Consider the following 24,751-nt stretch of genomic DNA (forward strand, 5'->3'; position numbering starts at 1 on the left):
GGCGATCCACGGGAAGCCGGTGAGGAAGGTGGCGCGGACGAGTTCCGCCCCCAGCCACAGCCCGGCGAAGGCGACGGCGCGGCGCCACGGCGCGGCGCCCGCCGACCAGCGCGCGGCCAGCCCCATGCCGGCGGCGTAGTAGAGCGACAGGAACAGCGCCAGCGCCAACACCGCCAGCACGGACACGACGGCGGGCAGGTGCCCGAAGTCGTGCATGCTGATGTAGAGCCACCACAGCCCCGACGCCATCCAGCCGACGCCGAACAGCGTGCCGTTCAGCGCGGCACGGCGCGGCCGCACGCCGTCGCAGGCCCAGATGAGCCAGGCGAGCGCCAGCGGCTGCAGCCACCAGGCGGGGCTGGGCGAGAACGAGGCCGTGTGCCCCGCCCCGGCGACGAGCGCCAGCGCGGGATGGCGCAGCCAGGACACCCCGCGGCGCATCAGCCGCTGTGGTCGTCGGCCTCGGAGGCCGGCGCGCGGGTCACCTTGAACCAGCGCACGGCGCCGCCACGGTTGATCATCACCGAGAAGCGCAGGCCGGCCACCTCGACGGTCTCGCCGCGGCGCGGCACGCGGCCGTGCTCGTGCGCGACCAGGCCGCCGATGGTGTCGAAGTCCGCCACCGACAGCGACAGCCCGAAGGACTCGTTGACCGCGGCCACGTCGGCGTCGCCGGCGACGCGGTAGCTGCCGTCGGCCAGCGTGTAGATGCCGGCGTCGCCGTCGCCGACGTCGAATTCATCCTCGATCTCGCCCACGATCTCCTCGAGCACGTCCTCGATGGTGATCAGGCCCGCCGTGTTGCCGAATTCGTCGATGACGATCGCCAGGTGATTGCGGTTGGAGCGGAAATCGCGCAGCAGCTCGTTCAGGCCCTTGCTCTCGGGCACGAAAACTGCCGGGCGCAGCAGGGCGCGCAGGTTCAGTTCCGGCGCGCGCTGGAGCTTGAGCAGGTCCTTGGCCAGCAGGATGCCGATGATGTTGTCGCGCTGGCCGTCGTAGACCGGGAAACGCGAGTGGCCCGTGTCGATGACGTTGGCCAGCAGGTCGTCGGGGGTCCACTGGATGTCCAGCAGGTCCATCCGCGGCGCGGCGACCATCACGTCGCCGGCGCTGAGTTCGGCCATCCGCAGGACGCCCTCGAGCATCTGGCGCGATTCGGGCGCGATCAGGTCGCGCTCCTCCGCTTCGGCGAAGTTCTCGATCAGCTCGCTGGTCGAGTCGGGCCCGGGGTGCAGGAATTCGAGGACGCGTTCCAGCAGGCCGCGTTGTTCATTGCCACGCCCGCCGTGTTTGGCGGGCCGACTAGGCTGAGGTTCAGACACTGGGGTGTGTGCCGTCGTTGAAGAGGCGCCAGAATAACCGATTGACATTGACATTCGCTTGAAACACAGTCATCCGCCCTCAGTTGCCGGGCCCAGGCTTCCCTTACAGATTGGTCTTCACCATGTCGTCCGTTCCTGATACCGCCGCGCAGGCCTCCGTCGCCAACCCGTCCACGGGCCTGATCCCCGCCACCATCCTCACGGGCTTCCTGGGCTCGGGCAAGACCACGCTGCTCAAGCGCGTGCTGACCGAGGCGCACGGCCAGAAGATCGCCGTCATCGAGAACGAGTTCGGCGAGGAGAACATCGACAACGACATCCTCGTCAGCGAGACCCAGGAGCAGATCATCCAGCTGAGCAACGGCTGCGTCTGCTGCACCATCCGCGAGGATCTGCGCACCACGCTGGCCGATCTGGCCGCGAAACGGCGCAAGGGCGAGCTCGATTTCGAGCGCGTCGTCATCGAGACCACCGGCCTGGCCGATCCCGGCCCGGTGGCGCAGACCTTCTTCATGGACGACGAGATCGCGGAGACCTTCCTGCTCGACTCGATCCTGACCCTGGTCGACGTCAAGCACGCCAACGACCAGCTCGACACGCGCCAGGAGGCGCGCCGCCAGGTGGGCTTCGCCGACCAGATCTTCCTGAGCAAGACCGACCTGGTCGACGCCGCCGCGGTCGACGCGCTGTCGCACCGCCTCAAGCACATGAATCCGCGCGCGCCGCAATCGAAGGTCCACTTCGGCGAGGTGCCGATCAAGGACGTCTTCGACCTGCGCGGCTTCAACCTGAACGCCAAGCTGGAGATCGATCCGGAGTTCCTGGCCGTGGACGACCACGGTCACGATCACGACCATTCGCACGACCATGGCCACGACCATGCGCACGGGCACGATCACGGCCACGAAGGCCACGACCACGCCCCCGGCGAGGCCTGCAACCATCCGCACCACCATCACCACGACGACGACGTCAAGTCCTTCGTCTTCCGCTCGGAACGGCCGTTCAATCCGGCCAAGCTGGAGGACTTCCTGGGGGCGATCGTGCAGGTGTACGGTCCGAAGATGCTCCGTTACAAGGGCGTGCTCAACATGAACGGCACCGACAAGAAGGTGATCTTCCAGGGCGTGCACCAGCTGATGGGTTCGGATCTCGGTCCGAAGTGGATGCCGGATGAAAAGAAGGTCAGCAAGATGGTGTTCATCGGTATCGATTTGCCGAAGGACATCCTCATGCAGGGGCTGGAAGGGTGTCTGGCTTAGTGCCACACTGAATGATGGTTCACAGCCATCGCTGGCGCGGCGGCGGAGGTGGCTACAATCCGCCGCGCCCGAACCAGGCCCCTGCGCCAACGGCGGGAAGCCCCGGCTTCTCATGTCGAGCAGGTATAAAGAGCCGCTAGGAGAGTGAACGTGAGCAAGACCCCGGCCTCCAAGACCGCAGCGACCAAGGCTCCCGCCAAGGGATCCAAGGCCACCGCGGAGGGCAAGTCCGCTGACGCGGACGCGCCAGACAGCACGGTCTCACTGCTGGACAGCCCCGTCCGGCCCTCGACCCCGACATCAACGAACCAGAACAGCCGACCTGCCGTGAAAGCCGACCCCAAACTCTCCTCTGCCTGGAAAACCAAGGCCGGTGCCGAACTGTCCGATGCCGAAGTGCTCGCGATGCCCGACACCGAATACATGAACGACAAGCAGGTCGATTTCTTCCGCGCGAAGCTGACGCAGCTCAAGGAAGACATCCTGTCCAACGCCGGCGAGACGACCGAGCACCTGCGCGAGGACACCTCCATCGTCCCCGATCCGGCCGACCGCGCCACGATCGAGGAAGAGCACGCGCTGGAGCTGCGCACCCGCGACCGCGAGCGCAAGCTGTTGAAGAAGATCATGCAGTCGCTGACGCGCCTGGACACCGGCGAGTACGGCTACTGCGACGAGACCGGCGAGCCGATCGGCCTGGGTCGTCTGATCGCCCGCCCGACCGCGACGCTGTCGCTCGAGGCGCAGCAGCGCCGCGAGCTGAAGCAGAAGATGTTCGGGGACTGAGTCCCGCGTCCGCCGAGAATCAGGAAGTACCGCCAGTACCACCGCCACTACTGCGATAAGCAAGGTCCGCGTGAGCATGTCCGACCCCAAAGACGGCACCAAAGAAGGCGAGAGCTTCTTCCGCAAGGTGGCGCGATTCGTCGCCAATCCGACGACCGACTGGGCGGAGATCAACTCGCGCCAGGACGACCCCGAGGCCGACGCCGCGAAGGCCGAGCTGCGGGCGATGGTGGAGCGCAAGCGCCGCAACGACTTCGTGCGCAAGCGCGAGCTCGACATGCTGCGCAAGATCCGCCGTGAAGGCCTGACCCCCGAGCAGTTGGCCGCCCTGGGCGGCCATGCGACCTCCGGCATCGACGAACTGGGTCGCATCAGCGAGATCCAGGGCGTGCGGCGCGACGACGGCACGGTGAAGGCCAAGATCGACCAGATCGAGCAGCAGATGGTCGGCGAGGGCTTCGTGCCGACGCAGGTCCAGGGGCAGCATCCGCCCGGCTTCTTCGAGACGAGCACCCGGCCGGTCAACTTCGCGGCCACGCAGCCGGCGGACCAGATCGGCGCGCGCGTCTCCGACTATGCGCCGCCGGCCCAGATCGAACGCCTGGACCTGTCGCCCGCGCCGGCTGCGGCCTCGATGGGCGGCGGCATGGCGCCGCCGTCGCCGGCGGGCGCGCCGGCGCCCATCCCCGAATTGAAGAAGGAAATCCCGACACTGAGCTTCCGTGTCGCGGATCCGCAGGTCGAGGTCAGCGAGGTCGTCCACGACGCCGAGCTGGACGAGGCGGTCATCGCCTTCGCCAACGCCGACTACGAGCATTGCGAACGCAGCCTGATCGACCTGACCCGCCAGGGCGGCGCGCGCCACGAGCACGCCGAGACCTGGCTGGTGCTGTTCGACCTGTACCGGGCGACCGGCCAGCAGGGCAAGTTCGAGCACCTGGCCAACGAGTACGCGCAGCAGTTCGGGCTGTCGTCGCCGCAATGGTTCTCGCTGCCCAAGCTGGTGGCCGAGGCCGTGCAGGCGGAACGCGCCCCGCGCGGCCGCGCGAGCAGCGTCTCCTGGACCACCCCGGAGTACCTGGACGTCGAGGCGGTGACGCAGATGCGCACGCGCTGCGAGAACCTGCCGATGCCCTGGGTGATCGACTGGGCGCCGCTGCGCCAGATCGACATCGAGGCCTGTGCCAAGCTGCGCGACCTGTTCCGCGCCTGGGCGCAACAGGCGCTGGACCTGCGCTGGCTGTCGGGCGACCACTTCTTCCAGGTCCTGCGGGACCAGGCGCCGGTGGGCAGCCGCGACGCGGACCCCATCCTCTGGATGCTGCGACTCGAAGCGCTGCGCCTGGCCAACCGCCCGGACCAGTTCGACGAAGTCGCGATCGACTACTGCGTGACCTACGAGGTCTCCCCGCCGAGCTGGGAAAAGGCCCTGTGCCACGTCCGCATCAGCGGCAACGCGCTGTCGACGAGTTCGCCGTCGTCCATCCAGCCGGCGGCGATGGACACCGGCATCGCCTTCCTCGAGTCGACGATGACCGACGCGGTCAACACCGCGGCGCTGATGGAACTGTCCGGCCAGCTCAGCGGCGACATCAGCGAGACGCTGGCGTTGATGACCGAGCAGCTGGGCGGCGCCTCGCTGGTGACGATCGCCTGCCCCAAGTTGATCCGCCTGGACTTCATGGCCGCGGGCGACCTGCTGAACTGGGTGCTGGCGCGACGCAGCGAGAACCGCGCGGTGCAGTTCAGCGATGCGCACCGGCTGGTGGCGCTGTTCTTCGGCGCGATGGGCATCAACGAACACGCGCGGGTCAAGGTGCGCCACGTCTGAGCGCCGTGGCCGCATGGCCGCTTCAGCATCGCTGACCTTCGCATCAACGGGGCCTCTGGCCCCGTTGTGCTTTCGGATGTCCGATCATCGACATTGCATCGACATTGCATCGACATCGTCGTCAACCGGCATTCGCACACGCGATGCCGCAGGCTTTTCCGCACCGTCTCTCCACCTTGTGATTCCCGCGAGGGAACCCACGTGAGAGTGTCATGACGTTCAAGACGTCCAACGCGTTCCAGAGGTCGGATCCACCATGTCTCAAGACCACTCCTCCCCGCTGCCGCCGTACCACGGCACCACCATCGTCAGCGTGCGCCGCGGCAACCAGGTCGCGATCGGCGGCGACGGCCAGGTGACGCTGGGCACCATCGTCGTCAAGTCGACGGCGCGCAAGGTGCGCAAGCTCCACAAGAACCAGGTGCTGGCGGGCTTCGCCGGCGCGACGGCGGACGCCTTCACGCTGTTCGAGCGTTTCGAGGCGAAGCTGGAGAAGTACGAGGGCAACCTCGTGCGCGCGGCCGTGGAGCTGACGCGGGACTGGCGCACCGACCGCGTGCTGCGGCGGCTGGAGGCGATGCTGGCGGTGGCCGACCGCACGGCTTCACTGATCATCACCGGCAACGGCGACGTGCTGGAGCCCGAGCAGGGCATCGTCGCCATCGGCAGCGGCGGCGCCTACGCGCAGGCCGCAGCGAAGGCGCTGCTCAACCACAGCGAGCTGAGCGCGGCCGACATCGTCAAGCAGTCGCTCGTCATCGCCGGCGAGATCTGCATCTACACCAACGGCAACCACACGATCGAGACGCTGGACTGATCCGGCGCGGAGCACACGAATGAGCAGCAGCATGACCCCGCAGGAAATCGTCTCCGAACTCGACCGGCACATCGTCGGCCAGGCCGACGCGAAACGCGCCGTCGCGATCGCATTGCGCAACCGCTGGCGGCGTCAGCAGGTCGACGAGAAGCTGCGCGGCGAGATCACGCCCAAGAACATCCTGATGATCGGTCCGACCGGCGTCGGCAAGACCGAGATCGCGCGCCGCCTTGCGAAGCTGGCCGATGCGCCCTTCATCAAGGTCGAGGCGACGAAGTTCACCGAGGTCGGTTACGTCGGCAAGGACGTGGACAGCATCGTGCGCGACCTGGTCGACATCGCGGTCAAGCAGGAGCGCGAGCGCCAGATGCGCTTCCAGCGCGCGCGGGCCGACGATGCGGCCGAGGAGCGCATCCTGGACGTACTGGTACCTCCGCCGCGGTCCTCGACCGGCTTCGCGCCCGCGACGACCGAGAGCGGCGGCGCGGACAACACCGCGCGCCAGGTCATGCGCAAGCGCCTGCGTGAAGGCTCGATGGACGACAAGGAGATCGAGATCGAGCTGAGCGAGGGCAAGCCTTCGATGGAGATCCTCGGGCCGCAGGGCATGGAGGAGATGGCCGAGCAGCTCAAGGGCCTGTTCTCGCAGATGGGGCAGGAGAAGAAGACCAAACGCAAGGTCAAGATCGCCGAGGCGCGCAAGCTGCTGGTCGAGGAAGAGGCCGGCAAGCTAGTCAACGAGGACGAGATCAAGACCGCGGCGCTGGCGATGGCGCAGGACAACGGCATCGTCTTCATCGACGAGATCGACAAGGTGGCGACCCGCAACGAGCACAGCGGCGGCGCGGACGTGTCGCGCCAGGGCGTACAGCGCGACCTGCTGCCGCTGGTCGAAGGCACGACGGTGAATACCAAGTACGGGATGGTGAAGACCGACCACATCCTGTTCATCGCCTCGGGCGCCTTCCACCTGAGCAAGCCCAGCGACCTGATCCCCGAGCTGCAGGGCCGCTTCCCGATCCGGGTGGAGCTGAAGTCGCTGTCGGTGGGCGACTTCGAGGCCATCCTGTCGAGCACGCACGCGAGCCTGGTGAAGCAGTACCAGGCCTTGCTGGCGACGGAAGGCCTGACGCTGGAGCTCAGCGCCGACGGCATCCGTCGGCTGGCGCAGATCGCCTACGAGGTCAACGAGCGCACCGAGAACATCGGCGCGCGCCGGCTGGCGACGGTGCTGGAGCGGCTGCTGGACGACATCAGCTTCGACGCGCACAAGCACGCCGGCACGACGGTGACCATTGACGGCGCGCAGGTCGACGAGAAGCTGGGCGCGCTGGCGCAGGACGAGGACCTGAGCCGGTTCATCCTCTGAGGGCCACGCCCCTCGTCGCGAGACGAGGGGGTGGACGGGAACCTGGACGTCCGCGCACTGCAGGACCGGCGGGATTTCCGTAGACTCCGCCGAGCCGCAGCGTCGCGGCTTCGAGGAGTGCCATGTTCGACGTCACCACCCTGGCGACCTTCGTCGTCATCGTTCTCGGCCTGTTCCTGATCCCGGGACCCGCCGTGCTGCTGGTCCTGAGCCGCACCGTGCAGGGCGGCCGCAAGGTGGGTGTGATGACCGGCCTCGGCGTCGCCACCGGCGACTTCGTCCACACGCTGTTCGCCGCGGTCGGCCTCTCGGCCCTGCTGATGACCTCGGCGCTGGCGTTCAACGTGGTGAAGTACGTCGGCGCCGCGTATCTGGTCTATCTCGGCATCCGGGCCTTCCTGGCCAAGCCGTCCGATCCCTCGCTCCCGACGCTGGCGCCGATCAGCCCGCTGCGCGCCTATCTGGAAGCGATTCCGGCCGAGGTCCTCAATCCCAAGACGGCGCTGTTCTTCCTCGCGTTCATGCCGCAGTTCGTGCATCCGGAAAAGGGCTCGAGCTTCGTGCAGTTCGCCGTCCTGGGCGCGATCTTCGTCGTCATGAGCAGCCTCTACACGACGGCCGTCGCGCTGTCGATCAAGCCGCTGGGACGCATGCTCAAGCGGGTGGCGTGGCTCAACCGCTGGCAGGGCAAGATCATCGGGACGATCTTCGTCTCGCTCGGACTCAAGGTCGCGGTGCAGCAGCGCTGACGGCGTCGCGTCGCCGTCACGGCGCGCGCACTTTCCGGGCAGACCCCGAAGCAGCGGTCGTCGGAGGCTGGTAGCCTCCGGCCCCGTCCCGGAAACTGAAACTGCTTCATGTCTGTCGCTCGCGCTCCCCTGCTCGCCGTCACCATCGCCGCACTCGGCGCCTTCGCTCCGTCCCAGGGATGGGCGGCCGGCGCGGCGACGAAGCCCGTCCCCCTGCCGAAGGCGATGTCGCGCGACGAGATCCGCGCCTGTTTCCGGGAGCGCGACGCTGTGGAGCGCGACAGGGAGGCCCACTTCGCGAGGCAGGACGCCTTCCGGCAGGAACAGGCCCAGGTCTTCGCCGAAGCCCGGGCGCTCAGCGCCGAGATGCGCAAGGTCGACAAGACCGACGAGACGGCCGTGAACGAGTTCAACGCCAAGTCCAAGGCGCATGACGAGCGGGTGGTGGCCATCAATGAGAAGAGCGACGTGTTCAACGCCGCGGTCGACGTCATCAACGGCCGCCAGGCCGATTTCAGGGACCACTGCACGACGCGTCCGTTCCGTCTCTTCGACGAGCATGTGGTCATGAAGGAGATCGGCGCGAAGACCAGCCTGTCCGGCGCGCCGGCGCCGGCGCTGGCGCCGCGTCCCGCCAAGGCCGCGGCGCGCTGAGTCGACGGGATCCCTCCGGCGGACGCGTGCGCCGATGCCGTCGCGCGAACAGCTGAGAATGTCGCCATGAGTACCGCACCCTCCACCGACATCGCCGTGATCCCCGAGCCCACCCGGGCCGAGATCCATGCCCGGCTCCGGTCCGCCGAATCCGAACACCGTGTGCGCGTCCTGCTGGCCGTCGAGTCCGGCAGCCGCGCCTGGGGTTTTGCGTCGCCTGACAGCGACTTCGACGCGCGCTTCATCTACGCAAACCGGACGGACTGGTACCTGTCGGTCGGCCTGGAAGAGCAGCGCGACGTCATCGAGTACCCGATCGTCGACGAGATGGACATCAACGGCTGGGACCTGCGCAAGGCGCTTCGGCTGTTCCGGGGATCCAATCCGGGTTTCGTCGAGTGGATCCAGTCGCCCATCGTCTACGAAAGCAGCACCAGCTTCCACGCGCGTGCCCGTGAGCTGCTGCCGGTCGTGTATTCGATCGTGCGCGGCGTCCATCACTACCGCAGCATGGCGAAGACGACCTTCCGCACGCACCTGCAAGCGGACGAGGTCAAGCTCAAGAAATACTTCTACGTGCTGCGGCCGCTCCTCGCGGTCCGCTGGCTGGAGCGCGAACGGCAGCCCGCCCCCATCGAGTTCCATCGCCTGCTGCAGACGGTCGACGACGAATCGGACGTGCTGGCCGCCATCCACGACCTCCTTGAGCTCAAGCGCCATACCTCAGAGGTCGGCGTGTCGGCGCAGATCGTGCCCATCCAGCGGTTCATCGAGCGCGAACTGGACCGGATCGAGGCCTTGGAGCTGCCGATCAACGATCGACCGGAAGTCGAGCCGCTGCTGTCCGAGTTCTTCCGTCAGGTGCTGCGTGAGTCGTGGGGCGGCGCGTGAGTTCCAATCGCCCGCACAAGAAGCTTCCTCAAGCTGTGGGATGAGCACGCTGAGCGCGGACGGTGTTTGCGAGAGACTGCTGCTCTGGCTTTTCAACCGGGCACCCCACCATGAGCACCCAGAGTGCGACCAGCGCCTCCCCGATCCGCTCGTCGGCCGACCTGTGGACCACGCTTCAGAACGAGGGGGGCTTGCAGCCTGACACCTACGACAAGCTGTTGGTCGACTCGGTGATCAGCGACCTCAAGCTGGACACCTCTCGCCCAATCGCCAGTCAGCTCGACACGGTGTCGACGACCCGCTTCGTGCTGGCGCTGTTCGCGGCGCTCCAGCCCTGGGACCGGATGATGGCCGATGTGCTGAACCTGTTCGCTCGACAGGGTGTGCAGGCCAGCAATGGTGAGGTCCTGATCGAGTTCGAGTTCGATTCGGAGCATTCGCTGGCGTTCGACGCGGAGCAGTTCAAGCGGGCCCGCATGGCGAGGCAACGGTTAGGCGCTTCGATCCAGGACATCCACACGAGCGACACAGCGCTGTTCAAACTGGGGCGGATGATGGCTGCCCGCCTTGCCTCGTCGCATGGCCTCGACTACGACATGGACTCGCACTTTCGACAGTCCATCGCACGCGTGGGAGGCGTCGAGCAGCACGAAGGCCATCCGCCCGATTCGCCTGATGCGCGGCATTGGCTCGGGTTTCTGCCACACAGCGAGGAACGCGTCCACGAACGGTGGCCTTTCGAAGAGGCACCGCCGTTTCCAGCATGGGATCCGGACGATCCTCTTCAACCCATCGTCCAGCCGATCGAATCGGCGATCGCCATCCTTTCGGCGCGGGTGTCCAGCTATTCGAGCTGGCGAGAGTTGGTCGATGTCCGCCGGCGGGAGGAGAGTGACCCGACCGTCAATACGAACCACCGCCTGTCGCTCACTGCCTGGTCCTTGACCCGCGTGTTGGCCGCACAGCACGATCGAATGACGCCGTTCCTGCTGCACAGGCTATGGCAGCTGCACGACTTGGCGCCCAAGGAACTGGCTGCACGGGCAGCGCTGGCGTCGGTTCTGGCTGGAGACATCGCGCAGTTCATGAACCCTGTCATCGGCCCCTCGCCGCAGCAGGCACTCGAAGAGCTGCTGGCCCTGCCACTCTGGCAGTACCGTCACCAACTCTATTCAATCTGGCTGGTCACGGTGGTGGACGGCGCCCTTCCCGGTCAGGCGCGCATGACGCTTCAGCCCGTCGACGGGCGCCTCCGGTTCTCGTTCTGCGAAACGCTCGTCGCCAAGATCGAGACGGACGGTCCAAGCTTCAGCCTGATGGCCGAATGCAAGACCGCAGCCCCTGACGACGTGACCTTGCTGGGAAAGAGTCGTGTGAGTTCCGTTCAGCCGGACTACGTGATCAAGAACGACCGCAGCGGCGAAGTGGTGTACGTGCTCGAAGCCAAGCAGTACCGCAATGGGAAGAAGGGGGAGTTCGCCAGGGCTGTGCACGACTACGCGGCCGTTCATGTGCGGGCCTTCGTGGCGCTAGCCAACTACGGAACGATGCCGGCCGGGATGTCTCAGGCGATCAAGACCGCTGCCGAGAAGGCCTCGACGGACGACGTCGGCGCACTCCTGGACCGATGCGTGGCCCTCGGCGACGTCAAGCCGGAGGGTGCGGGACTGGTAGCCCTGAAAGTCCATCTCGCGACGATCTTTCCGGCAGCGATCGCCGTCGTGCTCGACGGGACGTCATCGATGCTCAACGTCCTGCCGTCGGAAGATTCTCCCCCGCTGTGGACCCTTTTGAACGGCTGGCATGGCCCTTTGATGCTGACGTTCTCCGGCACTGATGACCCCGTTCTCATCCCACCCGATCGGGATCGGGATCTGTGTTCCGTCCTGCGAGCGCACGCCCGCGAGGCACCTTTGGGTGTCGAGAAGGCGGCACTAGGTTTCGACGGGCCGCGGATCCTGATCACCGACAGCGCCGGATGGCAGGAATCGCGAATCATGCATGCCTTCTTCAGCGCGGTGATCGTTCTACGCGACGATCGCGGTCGCTTCGATCTGACGGTCTCTACCGGCTCCCCCGGGGACGTCGTCGACCGCCTCGTGCGCGCGCTGCGAGACACCGCCCCTTCCCATTGAGAGAGAGGGCCTCATCGCTTCGTCCTCAGCTCGCTGCCTCGCTTGACCTTCCCCAACGCCGACGTCGCCGTCACCCGCGCCTTCGCCGGCGCGCGCTGCGCCTCCACCTCCCGGATCACTTCGATGAACGCGCGCAGCGCCGCGGGCATCAGGCGGCTGCTCGGGTAGTAGAGGTGGTGCCCGGGAATCGGTGGCGTCCAGTCGTCGAGCACGGTGACCAGCGTCCCTGCGGCGATCTCCGCCTCCGCCTTCGTGGACCAGACATAGGCGAGACCCATCCCCTTGGCCGCCGCCTCGACCATCAGCCCGATGTGATCGAGCGTCAACGACCCCGGCACGTCGACCTTCAACGATTGCCGCTGGCGCTCGAACTCCCAGCGGTACATCTTGCCGCTCGGCAGGCGGAAGCGGATGCAGCGGTGATCGGCGAGCGCTTCCGGCGTGCGCGGCGTGCCGTGCCGCGCGAGGTAGTCCGGCGACGCCACCACGATGAAACGCACGTCACCGCCGAAGGGCACCGCGACCATGTCCTGCGGCAGCGCCTCGCCGAGCCGCACACCGGCGTCGAAGCCCTCGGCGACGATGTCGACCAGCTTGCCTTCGGTGACCAGGTCCAGCTGCACGTCCGGATGCCGTTCGACGAACGCCGGCACGATGTCCCGCATGAGCTCGCCGGCCGCGATCTCCGAGACGTTGATCCGCAACCGACCCGACGTGCGCCCGCTCAGCGAGCCCAGATCGCCGAGCGCGTTGTCCAGCTCCGCCAGGATGGGCCCGACGTTGCGGGCGAGCTGCTGTCCGGCGTCCGTCGGCGCCACGCTGCGCGTCGTGCGGTTGAAGAGCCGCACGCCCAGCCGCTCTTCCATCCCCCGCACCAGATGGCTGAGGCTGGATGGCGACATCCCCAGTTCGTCCGCCGCCGCGCGGAAGGACTGGTGACGCACGATGGCCAAGAACGCGGTCAGTTCCGCCAGGCTGGGGCGCTCAGTCATGAGCCCCCTCTGCGCGCTGATTCATGAAGATTCCCCACTAGCTCGTTTCAATTCCTGAGCATAGACGCATCAATCGCCGGTTCCTAGAGTTCGTTCCACACCGCGCCGTCATTCCACCAGGCGCCGTGACACGACCAGCAAAGGAACCGCACCATGACCAGCACCCGACTTGTTTCCGCCGTGATGACGGGCGCCGTGATCGCATCGCTCGCGATGGCGATTCCCGCGGCCCGCGCAGCGACCGCCGCCGCTCAGGAGAAGGCCCAGGCCACGAGCGACAAGAGCGCCGTCAGCGCGGAGACCGCCGCCAACAAGGCGGCCGTCGACTCGATGCTCCGCCGCTGGATGGGCGGCGACTACGGCGCGTTGCAGCCGATGCTCGCCGACGACATCGAATGGACGATCGCCGGCCACTCGCTCGTCGCCGGCACGACGCGCAGCCGCGACGAGCTCAACCGCAACGTGCTCGGCCCGTTCGGCGCGCGCTTCGCGCAGTCGCAGGACCGCTTCCGCCCGCGCACCATCCACGCGGTCTACGCCGACGGCGACACCGTCGTCGCGCACTTCTCCGCCGCCGGCACGACCAACGCCGGCAAGCCTTACGCGAACCGCTACGTCTGGATGCTGACGATGCGCGACGGCAAGGCCGTCCGCGTCACGGCCTTCTTCGACAGCATCGCCTTCGACGAGTTCTGGCGGCAGAACCCGATCGCGACGAACTGAGTTCCCCCGTTTCCCCACCTTTCCCGCCTTCCCTCCCCGGCCCTCCGCATTCCCTCCCTCACCCGCTCATTCCCCACAAGGAGTTCCCCATGAAGACCTGGTTCATCACCGGCGCCTCGCGCGGCTTCGGCACCCTGTTCGTCAAGGAAGCGCTGGAGCGCGGCGACAACGTCGTCGCCACCGCCCGCAACGCCCGCGCCATCGTCGACAAGTTCGGCGACCACCCCCGGCTGCTCGCGGCCAACCTCGACGTCACCGACGAGGCGCAGGCCCGCGCCGCCGTCGAGCAGGCGGTCAAGCGCTTCGGCCGCATCGACGTGGTCGTCAACAACGCCGGCTTCGGCGTGCTGGGCGCGATCGAGGAGACCAGCGCCGCGGACGTGGAGGCGGTCTACCGCACCAACGTCTTCGGCCTGCTGGCGGTGACGCGCGCAGTGCTGCCGCAGCTGCGCAGGCAGCGCGCGGGTCATGTGATCAACATCTCGTCGATCGGCGGCTACCGCAGCGCGGCGGGCTTCGGCGTGTACGCCTCCACCAAGTTCGCCGTCGAAGGCATCAGCGAGGCGCTCGCCGATGAAGTGATGCCGCTGGGCATCCACGTGACGATCGTCGAGCCGGGCTACTTCCGCACCGACTTCCTCGACGGCGGCTCACTGACGACGACGCCGTCCACGATCCCGGACTACGCCGACACGCCGGTCGGCGCGGTGCGCCGCATCGCCGCCGACCTGAACCACCAGCAGCCGGGCGATCCAGCGCGCCTGGCGAAGGCGCTGTTGCAGGTGGTCGATGCGGAACAGCCGCCGCTGCGCATGCCGTTCGGCTCCGACACCGTCGCGGCGATCGAGCAGAAGAACGCGTTCGTCGCCGGGGAACTCGCCCAATGGCGAGCGCTGGCGGTGTCGACGGACTTTCCGACTTCACCCTGAGTTCACACAGGGCTCATCCTGAGCTCGAAACGCGTGGCGAGACTGGGTCCTTCACCTTCAGGAAAGGACCCGTCCCGCCATGAACCGCTTTCTCGCTTCCGTGCTCATCGGGCTGCTGGTGTGGAACGTCTCGACCGCGCTCCTCATCGACGTCTACGTCCCTTCGCCTTGCAACGCCGCCGGTCGCTGCGACGGCGACATGGCCTTCACGCTCAAGGTCGTCGGCATCTGGTTCGGCATGTTCTGGGCGACCTCGGCCTCGGTGCTGCTCTACAACATCGTGTCGTGGAAGCGCGAGTGGGCGCGGCATCAGCAGCGGATGGCGTCGTGACCCGGACGGGGCCTGTCGATAACCGCTGGCCTCGTTCGTCGTTCGTCGTCTACCCTCGATGAACGCCAAGGAGCCCGCGATGACCGATGACCCCGTCCACACCTTCCTGCGCGACTACGCCGCTGCGGTCCTCGACCGCGATCTGCCGCGTTTCCTCGACCTGTACGCCGACGACGTCCAGGTCTTCGACAGCTGGGACCGCTGGGAGTACGCCGGCCGCGAGGACTGGGGCAGCATGATCGCCGCCTGGTTCGGCGGCATCCAGGACGTGCGCGTGCGCGTCACGGCGAAGGACGTCAAGGCCTGGCACGGCGGACAGGTTGCCGGAGGCTCGGCAACGCTGGCGTTCGCGGCGCTCGACGCCGACGGCCAGCCGTTGCGCGCGACGGAGAACCGTCTCACGGTGCTCCTGCGCAACGACGGCGGCAGGTGGCGTGTCGTCCATCAGCACACGTCCGTGCCGGTCGATTTCCAGAGCAAGCAGGTGGTGAGCCGCTGACGGTCCGGGGATCTCGATGCCTCGATGACCTCGAGCTCCGCAAGCGACGTTCGACTTCACATCGACCTCACCTTGCGCTCATGCTGTCTTCGACTGGCATGACGAGACTGGCCTCTCCTCAACGAGTGGACATCGATCCCGTCATGCCGCACTTCCACGTCTCCCTCCGCATGGGCCGCGATAAGCTTGGAGCCCCGTCGCCCGCCACCGCCACGCCCATGCCGAGCCCCCTCATCGAAGTCCGCCGCGCCTATTCGCAGGAGCAGGAAGTCCAGTTGATCGAAGCCGTACAGGACGCGCTGATCGAGGGCTTCAGGATCCCGGCGGAAGATCGTTGCGTACGCCTGATCGCCTACGAGCCGCACCGGTTCATCTATCCACCGCGTCTGTCGCGCCCTGAGTGCTACACGCTGGTCACGGTCACCGGTTTCGCCGGGCGGACGATCGAGGCGAAGCGTCGCCTCTATCGCAGCATCGTCGAACGCCTGGGGGCGCTCGACATCCCCGCCGATCACATCACGATCACGCTCAACGAAGTCGAGCGCGAGAACTGGGGACTGCGCGGCGGCGTGCCGGCGTCGGAGATCGACCTGGGGTTCAAGGTCGACGTGTGAGCGCCACGGCGCCTGCTGCGCGAGTCAGAGCGCCAGCCGGTGCGCCTGCAACGCCAGCAGGCCGTCGAAGATCAGCGAGTCGATCAGCTCGTGCGGGATATCGAGCGACGGTGAGACCTTCCAGCCCGCGCCGCCGGTCATCAGCGTGACCGGTGCCTGGCCGCAGCGCTTCAGGATGTGGCGGTGCATGCGCTCGATCGCGCCGGTGATCGCGTAGTTGCCGCCGCTGGTGAGCGCATCCGACGTGTTGGTCGGGAACTCGCGCACCTCGCCCGTCGGCACGCGCAGGCCGGCGGTGCCGCCCTCCAGCGAGCGCAGCATGATCCCGTGGCCCGGCAGGATCAGACCGCCGAGGAAACGTCCGTCCGCGTCCAGCGCATCGACGGTCACGGCGGTGCCCACCATCACGACGAGCGCCGGCTTGGCCGCCTGCCCTCGTCCGCGCGCCAGCACGTGGTGCCGCGCGCCGATCAGCGCGACGAAACGGTCCGCGCCCAGGCGCCCCGGATGGTCGTACCCGTTGGTCACACCGCCCGCCTGCGCGGAGGAGGCGACCCAGCGCGGCTCGATGTCCCAGATCTCCTCCATCTGCTCCTCGACGCGATGCCGCATCGCATCGCCGGCGACGTTGCTGCCGAGCATGCTGCCCGGCGCCGCGGGCAGCTTGGCCCAGTCGTTCTCGGCCAGCGTCTCGATGTTCTCCAGGAACTGCGCGCCGTGCGCCAGCATCGGGCTACCCGGTTGGGGGCCGGCATAAAGCGCCCACTTGAGGCGGGTGTTGCCGATGTCGATGGCCAGGAAGCTCATGGGGGAGATGCCAGCAAGTGTGGAGTACTTGGGAAATGTCAGTGCCGTGAGGGACAGGGCGGCAGGTTAGCAGTGTTTGTCCTCAAGCCGGTGCACCGGACAGCCGATTTAGGATTGAATCGAGGCTCGTCGCACCACCCCGGGGCGACGCCGTCGACACAACAACAAGGCTCCGGACCGATGAAGTTCTCCATCGCCACGCGACTGTGGATCCCCGTCGCCGTCATGTCCGTCATGACCGTCGTCATGACGCTGGGAGCGGCATCCCGGACGCGTTCCCTGCTGGAAGTCGCCCAGGTGACACAGGAGCGGCAGCAGCAGCGCTTCGAGCTCGCGCTGCGCTGGCGCGGCCTGACCGAGGCCAACGCGAGCCGCGTGCAGGCCGGGCTGGCGGCCAACGACAACGCCGTCGCCGACGCGATGAAGGGCGACATCGCCCGCACCACCGAGACGATCAACGAGGTGCAGAAGCAGCTCGAGGCGCTGGCCGAGGGCGATGAAGACAAGGCCGCGATGGCGAAGATCGCCGAGCAGCGCAAGGCCTACATCGCCGTGCGCAACGATGCCAACAAGCTGAAGGCCGGCGGCGACAACGACGGCTCGCACCAGGCGTTGAAGCAGAAAGTCGTTCCCGCGATCGAGCAGTACCTGGCCGCGCAGCAGGACTTCGTCGTGCTGCAGCAGAAGCGCTCCGCGGCGCTGCGCGAAGCCGCCGGCGCCGAGCGCATGCGCACCGTGTGGGGTGTGGCGGCGCTGATGGCGGTGATCGTCGGCCTGCTGGCGGCGGCCACCGCGTATTTCGTGCGGACCATCTCGGCGCCGCTGAAGTCGCTGATGTCGGAGGCTGAGCGCATCGGCGAGGGCGACCTGTTCCACGTCGAACGCGATTACCGCGAGGACGAGATCGGCGACGTGCAACGCGCGCTAGCCGCGATGAAGAGCTCGCTGCGCAAGGTCATCCGCGAAGTGCGCGCGAGCGCCGACGGCATGCAGACCGCGAGCCAGGAGATCGCCAGCGGCAACCAGGACCTGAGCCAGCGCACCGAGCAGACCGCGTCCAACCTGCAGCAGGCGGCGTCATCGCTGTCGCAGCTGACCGGCACGGTGCAACAGAGCGCCGAGAGCGCGCGCACCGCCAACCAGCTCGCGGGCAGCGCGGCCGAAGTGGCCCAGCGCGGCGGCACGGCGGTGGGCGACGTGGTGGGCACGATGGCGCAGATCGATGCGTCGGCCAAGAAGATCAACGACATCATCGGGACCATCGACGGGATCGCGTTCCAGACCAACATCCTGGCGCTGAATGCGGCGGTCGAGGCGGCGCGCGCCGGTGAGCACGGCAAGGGCTTCGCGGTGGTGGCGTCCGAGGTCCGGGCGCTGGCGCAGCGCAGCGCCGGTGCGGCGCGCGAGATCAAGGCGCTGATCGGCGACAGCGTGACCAAGGTGGAGGTCGGCTCGCAGCAGGTGCGCGACGCCGGCGCGACGATGAACGAGATCGTCGCCAGCGTGCAGCGCGTGTCGGACATCATCGGCGAGATCAGCGCGAGCACAGTGGAGCAGAGTCAGGGCATCGGCAGCGTGAACGGGTCGGTGGCGCAGCTGGACCAGATGACGCAGCAGAACGCCGCGCTGGTCGAGGAATCGGCGGCCGCCGCCGAATCGCTCAGCGAGCAGGCGCGCAAGCTCACCGCGCTGGTGGGGCACTTCAAGGTCAGCGATCCCAAGCCGAAGCCGGGCGATGCGATGAACGTCGCAGCGGCGCCCGCGCCGATCGCCCGCACGACGGCACCGGTTGCAAGAGCCGCGGCCGCCCCGCGTCCTGCGACAACGCCGGTCGCCAAGCAGCCGCTGGCTCCGAAGCCATCGACTGCGACCAAGATGCCGATGGCCAAGACCGCGAGCAAGGCCAGCTCGCCCAAGCCGATGGCAAAGCCTGTCACCAAGGCGCCCGTGCCGAAAGCACCCGCCGCGACACATACACCAAAACCGCCGGTGCCAACCCCGTCGGGACCCAGCGCAACAGCGGCTCCCGACGGCGATTGGGAGACTTTTTGATCTAGCGCAACGACCTCTTGAATAGAGGTCGTTTTGCTTTGGGAATGGGTTTTGGACGTCCGCGTCCGGATTAGGCTGACTGCCCTCTCCAACTTTCTGCGGACGTAGCATGCACTTCATCCCGCATCCCGACGATGCCCCCTCTCCAGTCCCCGACCGCCACTTCGCCACGATGGCCACTCTGAATCTTGGATTGCCCGACGACCTGCTGGCTTATCTCGACGAGCAGGCGTTTGCGCACGGACACGACGACAGCGCGCAATACGTCGTCGAGGTTCTCCATCAGCATCGCGAAAGGCAAGCGCTGAAGAGTCGACTGATCAACAGCATCAAGTCCGGTCCGGCCGGTTTCGCGGACGACCAGTACTTCAAGGAACTGCTTGAGGAGGCCGAGGCAGAAGATGCCAGGCTCAGGAAGGGGGCGCGCGATGAACGCTAAACCCATCATCCTCCAGGTCGATGCACGCAAGTCCATCAGCGAGATCATGTCGTTCTACGTGCGAGAGGGCGGCCTGCTTCCGGCGGCTCGTTTCCACGGCGTACTCCACCGGGCCATCGTTCAGATCGGCACTTCGCCCGCCATCGGCTCCCGACGCTGGGCGGAGGCCTTGAACATGACGCGGCTTCGACATTGGCGGGTCGGGCACAAGTTCCCGCAGGAGGTCTTCTATATTGAGACCGAGGACCATGTACGCGTGATCGACGTGATTCACGAGCGTCGTGACAAGACGCAATGCCTTAGCCGCGACTGACATCCTTCATCGATTCGTGAGCATCGAAAGACTAGCGCCATGAGCATTCCACGCAGCCGGCTGGATCACATCGACTACAACGACATCGCGACCGGGCGCCGGCTCGACCCGGTCCATCCAGGAACCCTTCTTTCGGCGGAGTTCATCGAGCCGCTCGGCCTGACCCGCTATCGCGTTGCCAAGGCGATTGGCGTGCAGCAGCGCCGCATCGACGAGATCTGCACAGGCGAACGCTCGATCTCTGCCGACACTGCCGTCCGGCTCGGTCTCGCGTTCGGCGTAGATCCGCGGTTCTGGCTCAACCTCCAGGCGCAGTACGACATCGAGGTCATCCTGCAGGCGCACGGTGATCAGCTGGTAGAGGAAATCGACGCGCTGGCCGCCTGAGCGATGCGCAGCGCCGACTCGCTCCATCCCTGGCAAGTCTCCGCCGGCGGCATCACCGGCCTGATCCTGAGCATCGGCCTGGCCCGCTTCGCCTACACGCCGGTACTGCCGCTGATGCAGCATCAAGCCGGGCTCGGCGACGCGATGGGCGGCACGCTCGCCGCCGTCAACTACGCCGGCTACATGAGCGGCGCCGTCCTCGCCGCGCTCATCGACGATCCGCGCTGGCGATCGCGGCTCTACTTCTGGGGCATGCTGCTCGGGCTCGTCGCCACCGCGATGATGCCGCTTGCGCCCAACCTCGCACTGTGGGCCGTTTCGCGCTACCTCGGCGGACTCAGCGGAGCCGCCGGCATGCTGCTCGGCTCCGGCCTCGTGCTGGGCTTCCTGATGCGTGCGGGCAGACGTCCGGAACTCGGCGTCCACTTCATGGGACTCGGCCTGGGCATCGTCGTCTCCGCCATCGGCGCGATGGCGATGGACCAACTCGCGCTCGACTGGGCCGGACACTGGTGGGGCTTCGTCGTCATCGGCGTGCCGCTGCTCGCGATCACCTGGCGGTGGCGTCCGCCCGTGCCGCCACCCGCCACAGCCGCGCTTGGCACTGGCGCGCCCAGTTCCCGGTGGATGCGTTGGATGATCGCCGGCTACTTCTGCGCCGGCTGGGGCTTCGTCATCAGCGCCACTTTCATCGTCACCATCGTCGAGCGCCAACCGTTGCTGCATGGCCAGGGGCCGTGGGCCTGGCTGCTCGTCGGACTCTCCGCCACGCCAGCCGTTTTCCTCTGGGACCGCGTCGCGCGACGCTTCGGGGATCTCAACGCGCTGCTCGCCGCCTTCGCGCTGCAGATCGTCTCCGTCGTGTTGCCGATGCTGTCCGGCAGCCTCGTCGCTGCGCTCACCGGCGCGCTGCTCTACGGCGCGACCTTCATCGGCCTCGTGAGCCTCACCCTCGCACTCGTGGGCCGGCGCTCGCCCGGCAACCCGGGGAAGGCGATGGCGCGCCTCACGCTGAGCTACGGCGTCGCGCAGGTCACGGCGCCCGCCCTCGCCGGCGCGATGGCGCAAGCCAGCGGCAGCTACCGCGCTTCACTCTGGCTGACCGCCGCCGTGCTCACCGTCGGCATGCTGATCATGCTCAGACTACGCAGCCTGGAAGCGCGCGGCGACGCGTGAGTCGTCGATGTCGGTCATCGAGCCCATCTTGCGCTCGAGGCCGACATCCGCGCGCCATTGCGGCGACAACGCCACCACCTCGCCGATGACCAGCAGCGCCGGGCTCGGCAGTCCCTCGCGCTCGATGGCGGCGGGCAAGTCGGCGAGCGTCGTGAAACACTCGCGCTGACGCGGCGTGTAGGCAGCGCTCACGATGACGGCGGGCGTCTCCGCGGCCAAACCACCGTGCTGCAATGACTGCGCGATCACCGCGGCGCGCGTCAGACCCATATAGACAACGAGCGTGAGCCGGCTGCGCGCCAGCGCCTCCCAATCCGGCGCGATGCCGTGCTCGCCGTTGTGGCCGGTCACGAAGGCCACGCCCGGTGTGCAGCGCCGGTCCGTCACCGGCACGCCGACCGACGCCGGCGCCGCGAGGCCCGCGGACAGTCCGTTGATCACCTCGACCTCGATCCCGGCCTCGCGCAGCGCATCGACCTCCTCGCCGCCGCGTCCGAATACAAACGGATCGCCGCCTTTCAATCGGACGACGCGTGCGCCGGACCGGGCCTCGCGGATCATCAGCTCGTGGATGAAGCGCTGCTCCGTCGACACGCAGCCGCCGCGCTTGCCCACGCGCAGCACGCGCGCGGAAGCCGGCAGACAGGCCAGCACGCGCGTGTCGACGAGGTCATCCGTCAGCACGACCTCAGCCTGCTGCAGGCGCTTCAGCGCCTTGACCGTGAGCAGCTCTGGATCGCCCGGACCCGCGCCGACGAGGGACACACAAAGAGGTCGGGTGGTCTGACTGGCGATCGGGCTGGCATCGAGCGGGCTCATGTCGGTTCCTTCACTTGATTCGAGACGGGCATCGCAGGGATCGGCGGCGACGGCGATGAGGCGGCGGTCTTTGATCCGACGGTCTGCACGAGGCGCCTCAACGCCGGCAGGCACGAGCCGCATTGCGTGCCGCAGCGCAGCTCGCCTTGCAGGGCGGCGAGGCGAGCCTCGGACGTCTCGTCCGGCCGGCGGCGGAGGCACGCGGCGATCGCGTCCTCGCGCACGTTGAAGCAATTGCAGATCTGCGGACTGACCGCCGCCGCAGGCTGCTCCGCATCGGGCGCCAGCAGGCGGCGTCCGTACGGCGCGACGGGCGCGCGCTCGCGCCAGAGCGCGTCAAGCCACTCGGCTTCGCTGCCCTCGCCGACGCGCATCAACGCCTGCAATCGCGCCTCCGCGCCTTCGCCGTCGAGTCGCAACGAGCGACTGCGTCCGCGACGTCCATCGGCATAACGCAGCACGCCGACGCCATTCAGCTGGAGCACCGCCGCCAGCGCCTGCACGACAGGCGCCGGCGGCGGCTCTGCAAACGCCAGCTCCAGACTCCACCCTTCCATCGCCTCCTGCGCTGGTCCCGGCAGGCAGCAGGCGTAATCGGCCTCCGCCATCAGCGCGCGCAGCTGACTCCGCAAGGCGGCGCCTTCGCCGGGCCGGATCCACGCAGCGCCAAACACCCGCCACGGCAGGTCGACCGCCTCGACGGCCACGGCGGTGAACTTCAATTCAGGCTGCCGGGAATCGGGGCAGTACGCGGGCTGCGTCAGCGCGTTGATGCCCGACAGGCCGCGCCCGCCGAGGAACTCGCTGCCCCAGTGCATCGGCAGCCAGGCCTGCTGTGCGCCGGCTCCGTCGTCCGCACGCAGCGGCACGATCAGCTCGCCGCGCCGCGAGCGCACGCGGACCAGCGTCCCCGCCTTCAATCCGCGACGGTCCATGTCCTGCGGATGCATCGTCACCGCCGGTCCCGGCTCACCGGCGAAGAGCTTCGCCACGGTGCCGCTGCGGCTCATGCCGTGCCACTGATCCCGCAGGCGTCCGGTGCTCAGCGCCAGCGGGAACTTCGCGTCCTGCACCTCCGCGGTCGATGCGAAGGGCTTCGTGATGAAGCGGGCCCGTCCATCCGCATGAGCGAACGCTCCGTCCTCGTAGAGCCTCGCCTTGGCCCCGCTCGCGCCGACTGGCCATGGCCACTGGCGCGGCGCCTCCTCCAGCATCGGATAGCTCAAGCCGCCGATGTCCAGGTCCCGCCCGAGCGTCGCCTCGCGATGCTCCAGCCAGAGCTGCTCCTCGCGATCCCACGCGAAGAGCGACGAACCCGTCGGCCGCAGCACCGCTTCAACACGCCGCGCCACGTCGCGCACGATGCGCCAATCCGCGCGGGAATCGCCGGCCGGCGGCAGCGCCGCGCGCACGCGGCTGATGCGCCGCTCGCTGTTGGTGACGGTGCCTTCCTTCTCCGCCCAGGTCGCCGCCGGTAGCACCACGTCGGCAAACGCAGCCGTCGCCGTGCCCGCGAAGGCTTCCTGGAGGATCACCAGTTCGCAGCGCTCCAGCGCCGCGCGCACCAGCGCCTGATCCGGCATCGACTGCGCCGGGTTCGTGCACGCGATCCACAGCGCCTTCACCTCGCCGCGCGCGGCCGCCTGGAACAGCTCGACCGCCGTCTTGCCCGGCCGCTCCGGCAGCGCGTCCACGCCCCACAGCGCGGCGACCTCCGCGCGATGCGCCGGGTTGCCCGGGTCGCGGTGACCGGGCAGCAGCGTCGCCATGCCGCCGCTCTCGCGGCCGCCCATCGCGTTGGGTTGGCCCGTCAACGAGAACGGCCCCGCGCCCGCGCGCCCGATCTGCCCCGTCGCGAGATGCAGATTGATCAGCGCCGTGTTCTTCGCCGCACCGCTGCTGCTCTGGTTCAACCCCATGCAGTACAGCGACAAGCTCGCCGGCGACTGCGCGAACCACTGCGCGGCCTGCAGGATGTCCGATTCCTTCAGTCCCGTCAGCCGTGCTGATTCAGCTGGCGTCATCGTGCGCACGAGCGCCTTCAGCGCATCGAAGCCACTCGTGTGCTGCGCGATGAACGCGGCATCGATCCAGCCTTCCCAGATCGCCGCGTGCAGCATCCCGTGGAACAGCGCGACGTCGCTGCCGGGCTTCAGCGCCAGATGCAGGTCGGCGAACTCGGCCGTCTCGGTGCGACGGGGGTCGACCACGATGATCTTCATCCCCGGCCGCGCGGCGCGCGCTGCCTCGATGCGGCGGAACAGGATCGGATGCGCCCACGCCGTGTTGGCGCCGGCGATGAACAGGCAGTCCGTCTGCTCCAGGTCCTCGTAGCAGGTGGGCGGCGCGTCCGCGCCCAGCGACTGCTTGTAGCCGACGACCGCCGAGCTCATGCACAGGCGCGAGTTGCTGTCGATGTTGTTCGTCCCGATCAGTCCGCGCGCCAGCTTGTTGAACGCGTGATAGTCCTCGGTCAGCAACTGCCCCGAGATGTAGAAGCCGATCGCATCCGGACCGTGCTCCGCGCGGATCGCCAGCAGCCGATCGGCGAGGCGCTGCGTCGTCGTGTCCCAGTCCAGCGGCTGGAGCGGCGCATCACGCGTCGCCCGCCACGCCGGCTGCAGCAGCCGCTGCTGCGCGCGCACCAGCGGCGTCGCGGTCAGATGCAGCGTCGATCCTTTGGTGCAGAGGCGTCCGAAGTTCGCCGGATGCTCCGGATCGCCACGCACGCCGACGATCTGCGCCTGTGCGCCGTCCCCGGTCGCATCGATCAGCACACCGCAGCCCACGCCGCAGTACGGGCAGGTCGAGCGCGTCGTGCGCGTGGTGCGGATGTCCGGGTTCATCGTCG

General features: G+C 67.8%; 24 protein-coding genes and 1 pseudogene. 19 read left to right on the plus strand and 6 right to left on the minus strand.

Translation table 11 applies throughout. The features are described from left to right. Positions 1 to 441, minus strand: a pseudogene (locus VF536_RS09905) (apolipoprotein N-acyltransferase); the annotation flags it as partial. Then, the gene (locus VF536_RS09910; protein WP_331614676.1) at positions 441 to 1,325 is read right to left on the minus strand and encodes an HlyC/CorC family transporter; all 885 of its coding nucleotides are present in this window, start codon (positions 1,323 to 1,325) and stop codon (positions 441 to 443) included. The pseudogene VF536_RS09905 and the gene VF536_RS09910, both read right to left, overlap by 1 nt. A gap of 122 nt (positions 1,326 to 1,447) precedes the next feature. On the opposite strand from VF536_RS09910, the gene VF536_RS09915 reads away from it, so the two are divergent. The 9 genes from VF536_RS09915 to VF536_RS09955 all read left to right on the plus strand — a co-directional run bounded on the left by VF536_RS09915 (position 1,448) and on the right by VF536_RS09955 (position 11,819). Further along, a complete protein-coding gene (locus tag VF536_RS09915) occupies positions 1,448 to 2,587 on the plus strand; it encodes a GTP-binding protein (RefSeq protein ID WP_331614677.1) in 1,140 nt (379 codons plus the stop codon). Positions 2,588 to 2,737: 150 nt separating this feature from the next. Continuing rightward, complete coding sequence (gene dksA, locus VF536_RS09920) at positions 2,738 to 3,373, plus strand: RNA polymerase-binding protein DksA (RefSeq protein ID WP_331614678.1); 636 nt, start codon at positions 2,738 to 2,740, stop codon at positions 3,371 to 3,373. Positions 3,374 to 3,449: 76 nt separating this feature from the next. Beyond that, complete coding sequence (locus VF536_RS09925) at positions 3,450 to 5,204, plus strand: hypothetical protein (RefSeq protein WP_331614679.1); 1,755 nt, start codon at positions 3,450 to 3,452, stop codon at positions 5,202 to 5,204. A gap of 280 nt (positions 5,205 to 5,484) precedes the next feature. Further along, entirely contained in the window at positions 5,485 to 6,021 is a 537-nt protein-coding gene (hslV, locus tag VF536_RS09930; protein ID WP_331614707.1) for an ATP-dependent protease subunit HslV, read from the plus strand. A 19-nt stretch (positions 6,022 to 6,040) separates the two neighbouring features. Continuing rightward, a complete protein-coding gene (gene hslU, locus VF536_RS09935; RefSeq protein WP_331614680.1) occupies positions 6,041 to 7,390 on the plus strand; it encodes an ATP-dependent protease ATPase subunit HslU in 1,350 nt (449 codons plus the stop codon). Between the two features lie 122 nt (positions 7,391 to 7,512). After that, complete coding sequence (locus tag VF536_RS09940) at positions 7,513 to 8,139, plus strand: LysE family translocator (protein WP_331614681.1); 627 nt, start codon at positions 7,513 to 7,515, stop codon at positions 8,137 to 8,139. 108 nt (positions 8,140 to 8,247) lie between these two features. Next, entirely contained in the window at positions 8,248 to 8,793 is a 546-nt protein-coding gene (locus VF536_RS09945; RefSeq protein ID WP_331614682.1) for a hypothetical protein, read from the plus strand. A 66-nt stretch (positions 8,794 to 8,859) separates the two neighbouring features. Further along, on the plus strand, positions 8,860 to 9,684 hold the full coding sequence (locus tag VF536_RS09950; protein WP_331614683.1) for a nucleotidyltransferase domain-containing protein: 825 nt from the start codon (positions 8,860 to 8,862) through the stop codon (positions 9,682 to 9,684). Positions 9,685 to 9,794: 110 nt separating this feature from the next. Continuing rightward, complete coding sequence (locus tag VF536_RS09955) at positions 9,795 to 11,819, plus strand: hypothetical protein (protein WP_331614684.1); 2,025 nt, start codon at positions 9,795 to 9,797, stop codon at positions 11,817 to 11,819. A gap of 11 nt (positions 11,820 to 11,830) precedes the next feature. On the opposite strand, the gene VF536_RS09960 is transcribed toward VF536_RS09955, so the two are convergent. After that, entirely contained in the window at positions 11,831 to 12,811 is a 981-nt protein-coding gene (locus tag VF536_RS09960) for a LysR family transcriptional regulator (protein ID WP_331614685.1), read from the minus strand. Between the two features lie 153 nt (positions 12,812 to 12,964). Between VF536_RS09960 and VF536_RS09965 the strand changes: the two genes are divergently transcribed. The 5 genes from VF536_RS09965 (at position 12,965) to VF536_RS09985 (ending at position 15,907) form a co-directional block, all read left to right on the plus strand. Then, on the plus strand, positions 12,965 to 13,534 hold the full coding sequence (locus tag VF536_RS09965; protein WP_331614686.1) for a nuclear transport factor 2 family protein: 570 nt from the start codon (positions 12,965 to 12,967) through the stop codon (positions 13,532 to 13,534). An 89-nt stretch (positions 13,535 to 13,623) separates the two neighbouring features. Beyond that, entirely contained in the window at positions 13,624 to 14,463 is an 840-nt protein-coding gene (locus tag VF536_RS09970; protein ID WP_331614687.1) for an oxidoreductase, read from the plus strand. Positions 14,464 to 14,542: 79 nt separating this feature from the next. After that, positions 14,543 to 14,794 carry a hypothetical protein gene (locus tag VF536_RS09975; RefSeq protein ID WP_331614688.1) on the plus strand — a complete coding sequence of 84 codons (252 nt, stop codon included), beginning with the start codon at positions 14,543 to 14,545 and terminating at the stop codon, positions 14,792 to 14,794. Positions 14,795 to 14,873: 79 nt separating this feature from the next. Beyond that, positions 14,874 to 15,293, plus strand: a complete 420-nt coding sequence (locus tag VF536_RS09980; RefSeq protein ID WP_331614689.1) for a YybH family protein — start codon at positions 14,874 to 14,876, stop codon at positions 15,291 to 15,293. 125 nt (positions 15,294 to 15,418) lie between these two features. Further along, a complete protein-coding gene (locus VF536_RS09985) occupies positions 15,419 to 15,907 on the plus strand; it encodes a tautomerase family protein (protein ID WP_331614690.1) in 489 nt (162 codons plus the stop codon). Positions 15,908 to 15,931: 24 nt separating this feature from the next. Here VF536_RS09985 and VF536_RS09990 read toward each other — a convergent pair whose 3' ends face one another. Then, the gene (locus VF536_RS09990; protein ID WP_331614691.1) at positions 15,932 to 16,714 is read right to left on the minus strand and encodes a type III pantothenate kinase; all 783 of its coding nucleotides are present in this window, start codon (positions 16,712 to 16,714) and stop codon (positions 15,932 to 15,934) included. Between the two features lie 180 nt (positions 16,715 to 16,894). Here VF536_RS09990 and VF536_RS09995 point away from each other — a divergent pair, with 180 nt between their 5' ends. From VF536_RS09995 to VF536_RS10015, 5 genes are all read left to right on the plus strand, one after another. Further along, complete coding sequence (locus VF536_RS09995; protein WP_331614692.1) at positions 16,895 to 18,766, plus strand: methyl-accepting chemotaxis protein; 1,872 nt, start codon at positions 16,895 to 16,897, stop codon at positions 18,764 to 18,766. 109 nt (positions 18,767 to 18,875) lie between these two features. Beyond that, positions 18,876 to 19,205 carry a hypothetical protein gene (locus tag VF536_RS10000; protein WP_331614693.1) on the plus strand — a complete coding sequence of 110 codons (330 nt, stop codon included), beginning with the start codon at positions 18,876 to 18,878 and terminating at the stop codon, positions 19,203 to 19,205. Continuing rightward, on the plus strand, positions 19,195 to 19,518 hold the full coding sequence (locus VF536_RS10005; protein ID WP_331614694.1) for a type II toxin-antitoxin system RelE/ParE family toxin: 324 nt from the start codon (positions 19,195 to 19,197) through the stop codon (positions 19,516 to 19,518). Before VF536_RS10000 ends, VF536_RS10005 begins: the two co-directional genes overlap by 11 nt. Before the next feature lie 39 nt (positions 19,519 to 19,557). Next, positions 19,558 to 19,905 (plus strand): HigA family addiction module antitoxin, encoded by a 348-nt coding sequence (locus tag VF536_RS10010; protein ID WP_331614696.1) that lies wholly within the window; start codon positions 19,558 to 19,560, stop codon positions 19,903 to 19,905. Between the two features lie 3 nt (positions 19,906 to 19,908). Beyond that, positions 19,909 to 21,081 carry a YbfB/YjiJ family MFS transporter gene (locus VF536_RS10015; RefSeq protein ID WP_331614697.1) on the plus strand — a complete coding sequence of 391 codons (1,173 nt, stop codon included), beginning with the start codon at positions 19,909 to 19,911 and terminating at the stop codon, positions 21,079 to 21,081. Here the strand turns inward: VF536_RS10015 and cobA are convergent. Together cobA and VF536_RS10025 are read right to left on the minus strand one after the other, a co-directional pair. Continuing rightward, positions 21,049 to 22,014 (minus strand): uroporphyrinogen-III C-methyltransferase, encoded by a 966-nt coding sequence (cobA, locus tag VF536_RS10020; protein WP_331614708.1) that lies wholly within the window; start codon positions 22,012 to 22,014, stop codon positions 21,049 to 21,051. The genes VF536_RS10015 and cobA overlap by 33 nt on opposite strands. Further along, positions 21,897 to 24,746, minus strand: coding sequence for a molybdopterin-dependent oxidoreductase (locus VF536_RS10025; RefSeq protein ID WP_331614698.1), 2,850 nt, complete (start codon positions 24,744 to 24,746; stop codon positions 21,897 to 21,899). The genes cobA and VF536_RS10025 overlap by 118 nt, the downstream gene beginning before the upstream one ends. Positions 24,747 to 24,751 lie beyond the last annotated feature (5 nt).

The organism is Roseateles sp., assembly GCF_036486225.1.
Taxonomy (GTDB): Bacteria; Pseudomonadota; Gammaproteobacteria; order Burkholderiales; family Burkholderiaceae_C; genus Roseateles.

Excerpts from the sequence above, each read along its gene's own strand:
- VF536_RS09915 (WP_331614677.1), top strand. The coding sequence starts at position 1,448 with ATGTCGTCCGTTCCTGATACCGCCGCGCAGGCCTCCGTCGCCAACCCG.
- VF536_RS09925 (WP_331614679.1), top strand. The coding sequence starts at position 3,450 with ATGTCCGACCCCAAAGACGGCACCAAAGAAGGCGAGAGCTTCTTCCGC.
- hslU (WP_331614680.1), top strand. The coding sequence starts at position 6,041 with ATGAGCAGCAGCATGACCCCGCAGGAAATCGTCTCCGAACTCGACCGG.
- VF536_RS09940 (WP_331614681.1), top strand. The coding sequence starts at position 7,513 with ATGTTCGACGTCACCACCCTGGCGACCTTCGTCGTCATCGTTCTCGGC.
- VF536_RS09945 (WP_331614682.1), top strand. The coding sequence starts at position 8,248 with ATGTCTGTCGCTCGCGCTCCCCTGCTCGCCGTCACCATCGCCGCACTC.
- VF536_RS09950 (WP_331614683.1), top strand. The coding sequence starts at position 8,860 with ATGAGTACCGCACCCTCCACCGACATCGCCGTGATCCCCGAGCCCACC.
- VF536_RS09955 (WP_331614684.1), top strand. The coding sequence starts at position 9,795 with ATGAGCACCCAGAGTGCGACCAGCGCCTCCCCGATCCGCTCGTCGGCC.
- VF536_RS09960 (WP_331614685.1), bottom strand. The coding sequence starts at position 12,811 with ATGACTGAGCGCCCCAGCCTGGCGGAACTGACCGCGTTCTTGGCCATC.
- VF536_RS09965 (WP_331614686.1), top strand. The coding sequence starts at position 12,965 with ATGACCAGCACCCGACTTGTTTCCGCCGTGATGACGGGCGCCGTGATC.
- VF536_RS09970 (WP_331614687.1), top strand. The coding sequence starts at position 13,624 with ATGAAGACCTGGTTCATCACCGGCGCCTCGCGCGGCTTCGGCACCCTG.
- VF536_RS09975 (WP_331614688.1), top strand. The coding sequence starts at position 14,543 with ATGAACCGCTTTCTCGCTTCCGTGCTCATCGGGCTGCTGGTGTGGAAC.
- VF536_RS09980 (WP_331614689.1), top strand. The coding sequence starts at position 14,874 with ATGACCGATGACCCCGTCCACACCTTCCTGCGCGACTACGCCGCTGCG.
- VF536_RS09990 (WP_331614691.1), bottom strand. The coding sequence starts at position 16,714 with ATGAGCTTCCTGGCCATCGACATCGGCAACACCCGCCTCAAGTGGGCG.
- VF536_RS09995 (WP_331614692.1), top strand. The coding sequence starts at position 16,895 with ATGAAGTTCTCCATCGCCACGCGACTGTGGATCCCCGTCGCCGTCATG.
- VF536_RS10000 (WP_331614693.1), top strand. The coding sequence starts at position 18,876 with ATGCACTTCATCCCGCATCCCGACGATGCCCCCTCTCCAGTCCCCGAC.
- VF536_RS10005 (WP_331614694.1), top strand. The coding sequence starts at position 19,195 with ATGAACGCTAAACCCATCATCCTCCAGGTCGATGCACGCAAGTCCATC.
- VF536_RS10010 (WP_331614696.1), top strand. The coding sequence starts at position 19,558 with ATGAGCATTCCACGCAGCCGGCTGGATCACATCGACTACAACGACATC.
- VF536_RS10015 (WP_331614697.1), top strand. The coding sequence starts at position 19,909 with ATGCGCAGCGCCGACTCGCTCCATCCCTGGCAAGTCTCCGCCGGCGGC.
- VF536_RS10025 (WP_331614698.1), bottom strand. The coding sequence starts at position 24,746 with ATGAACCCGGACATCCGCACCACGCGCACGACGCGCTCGACCTGCCCG.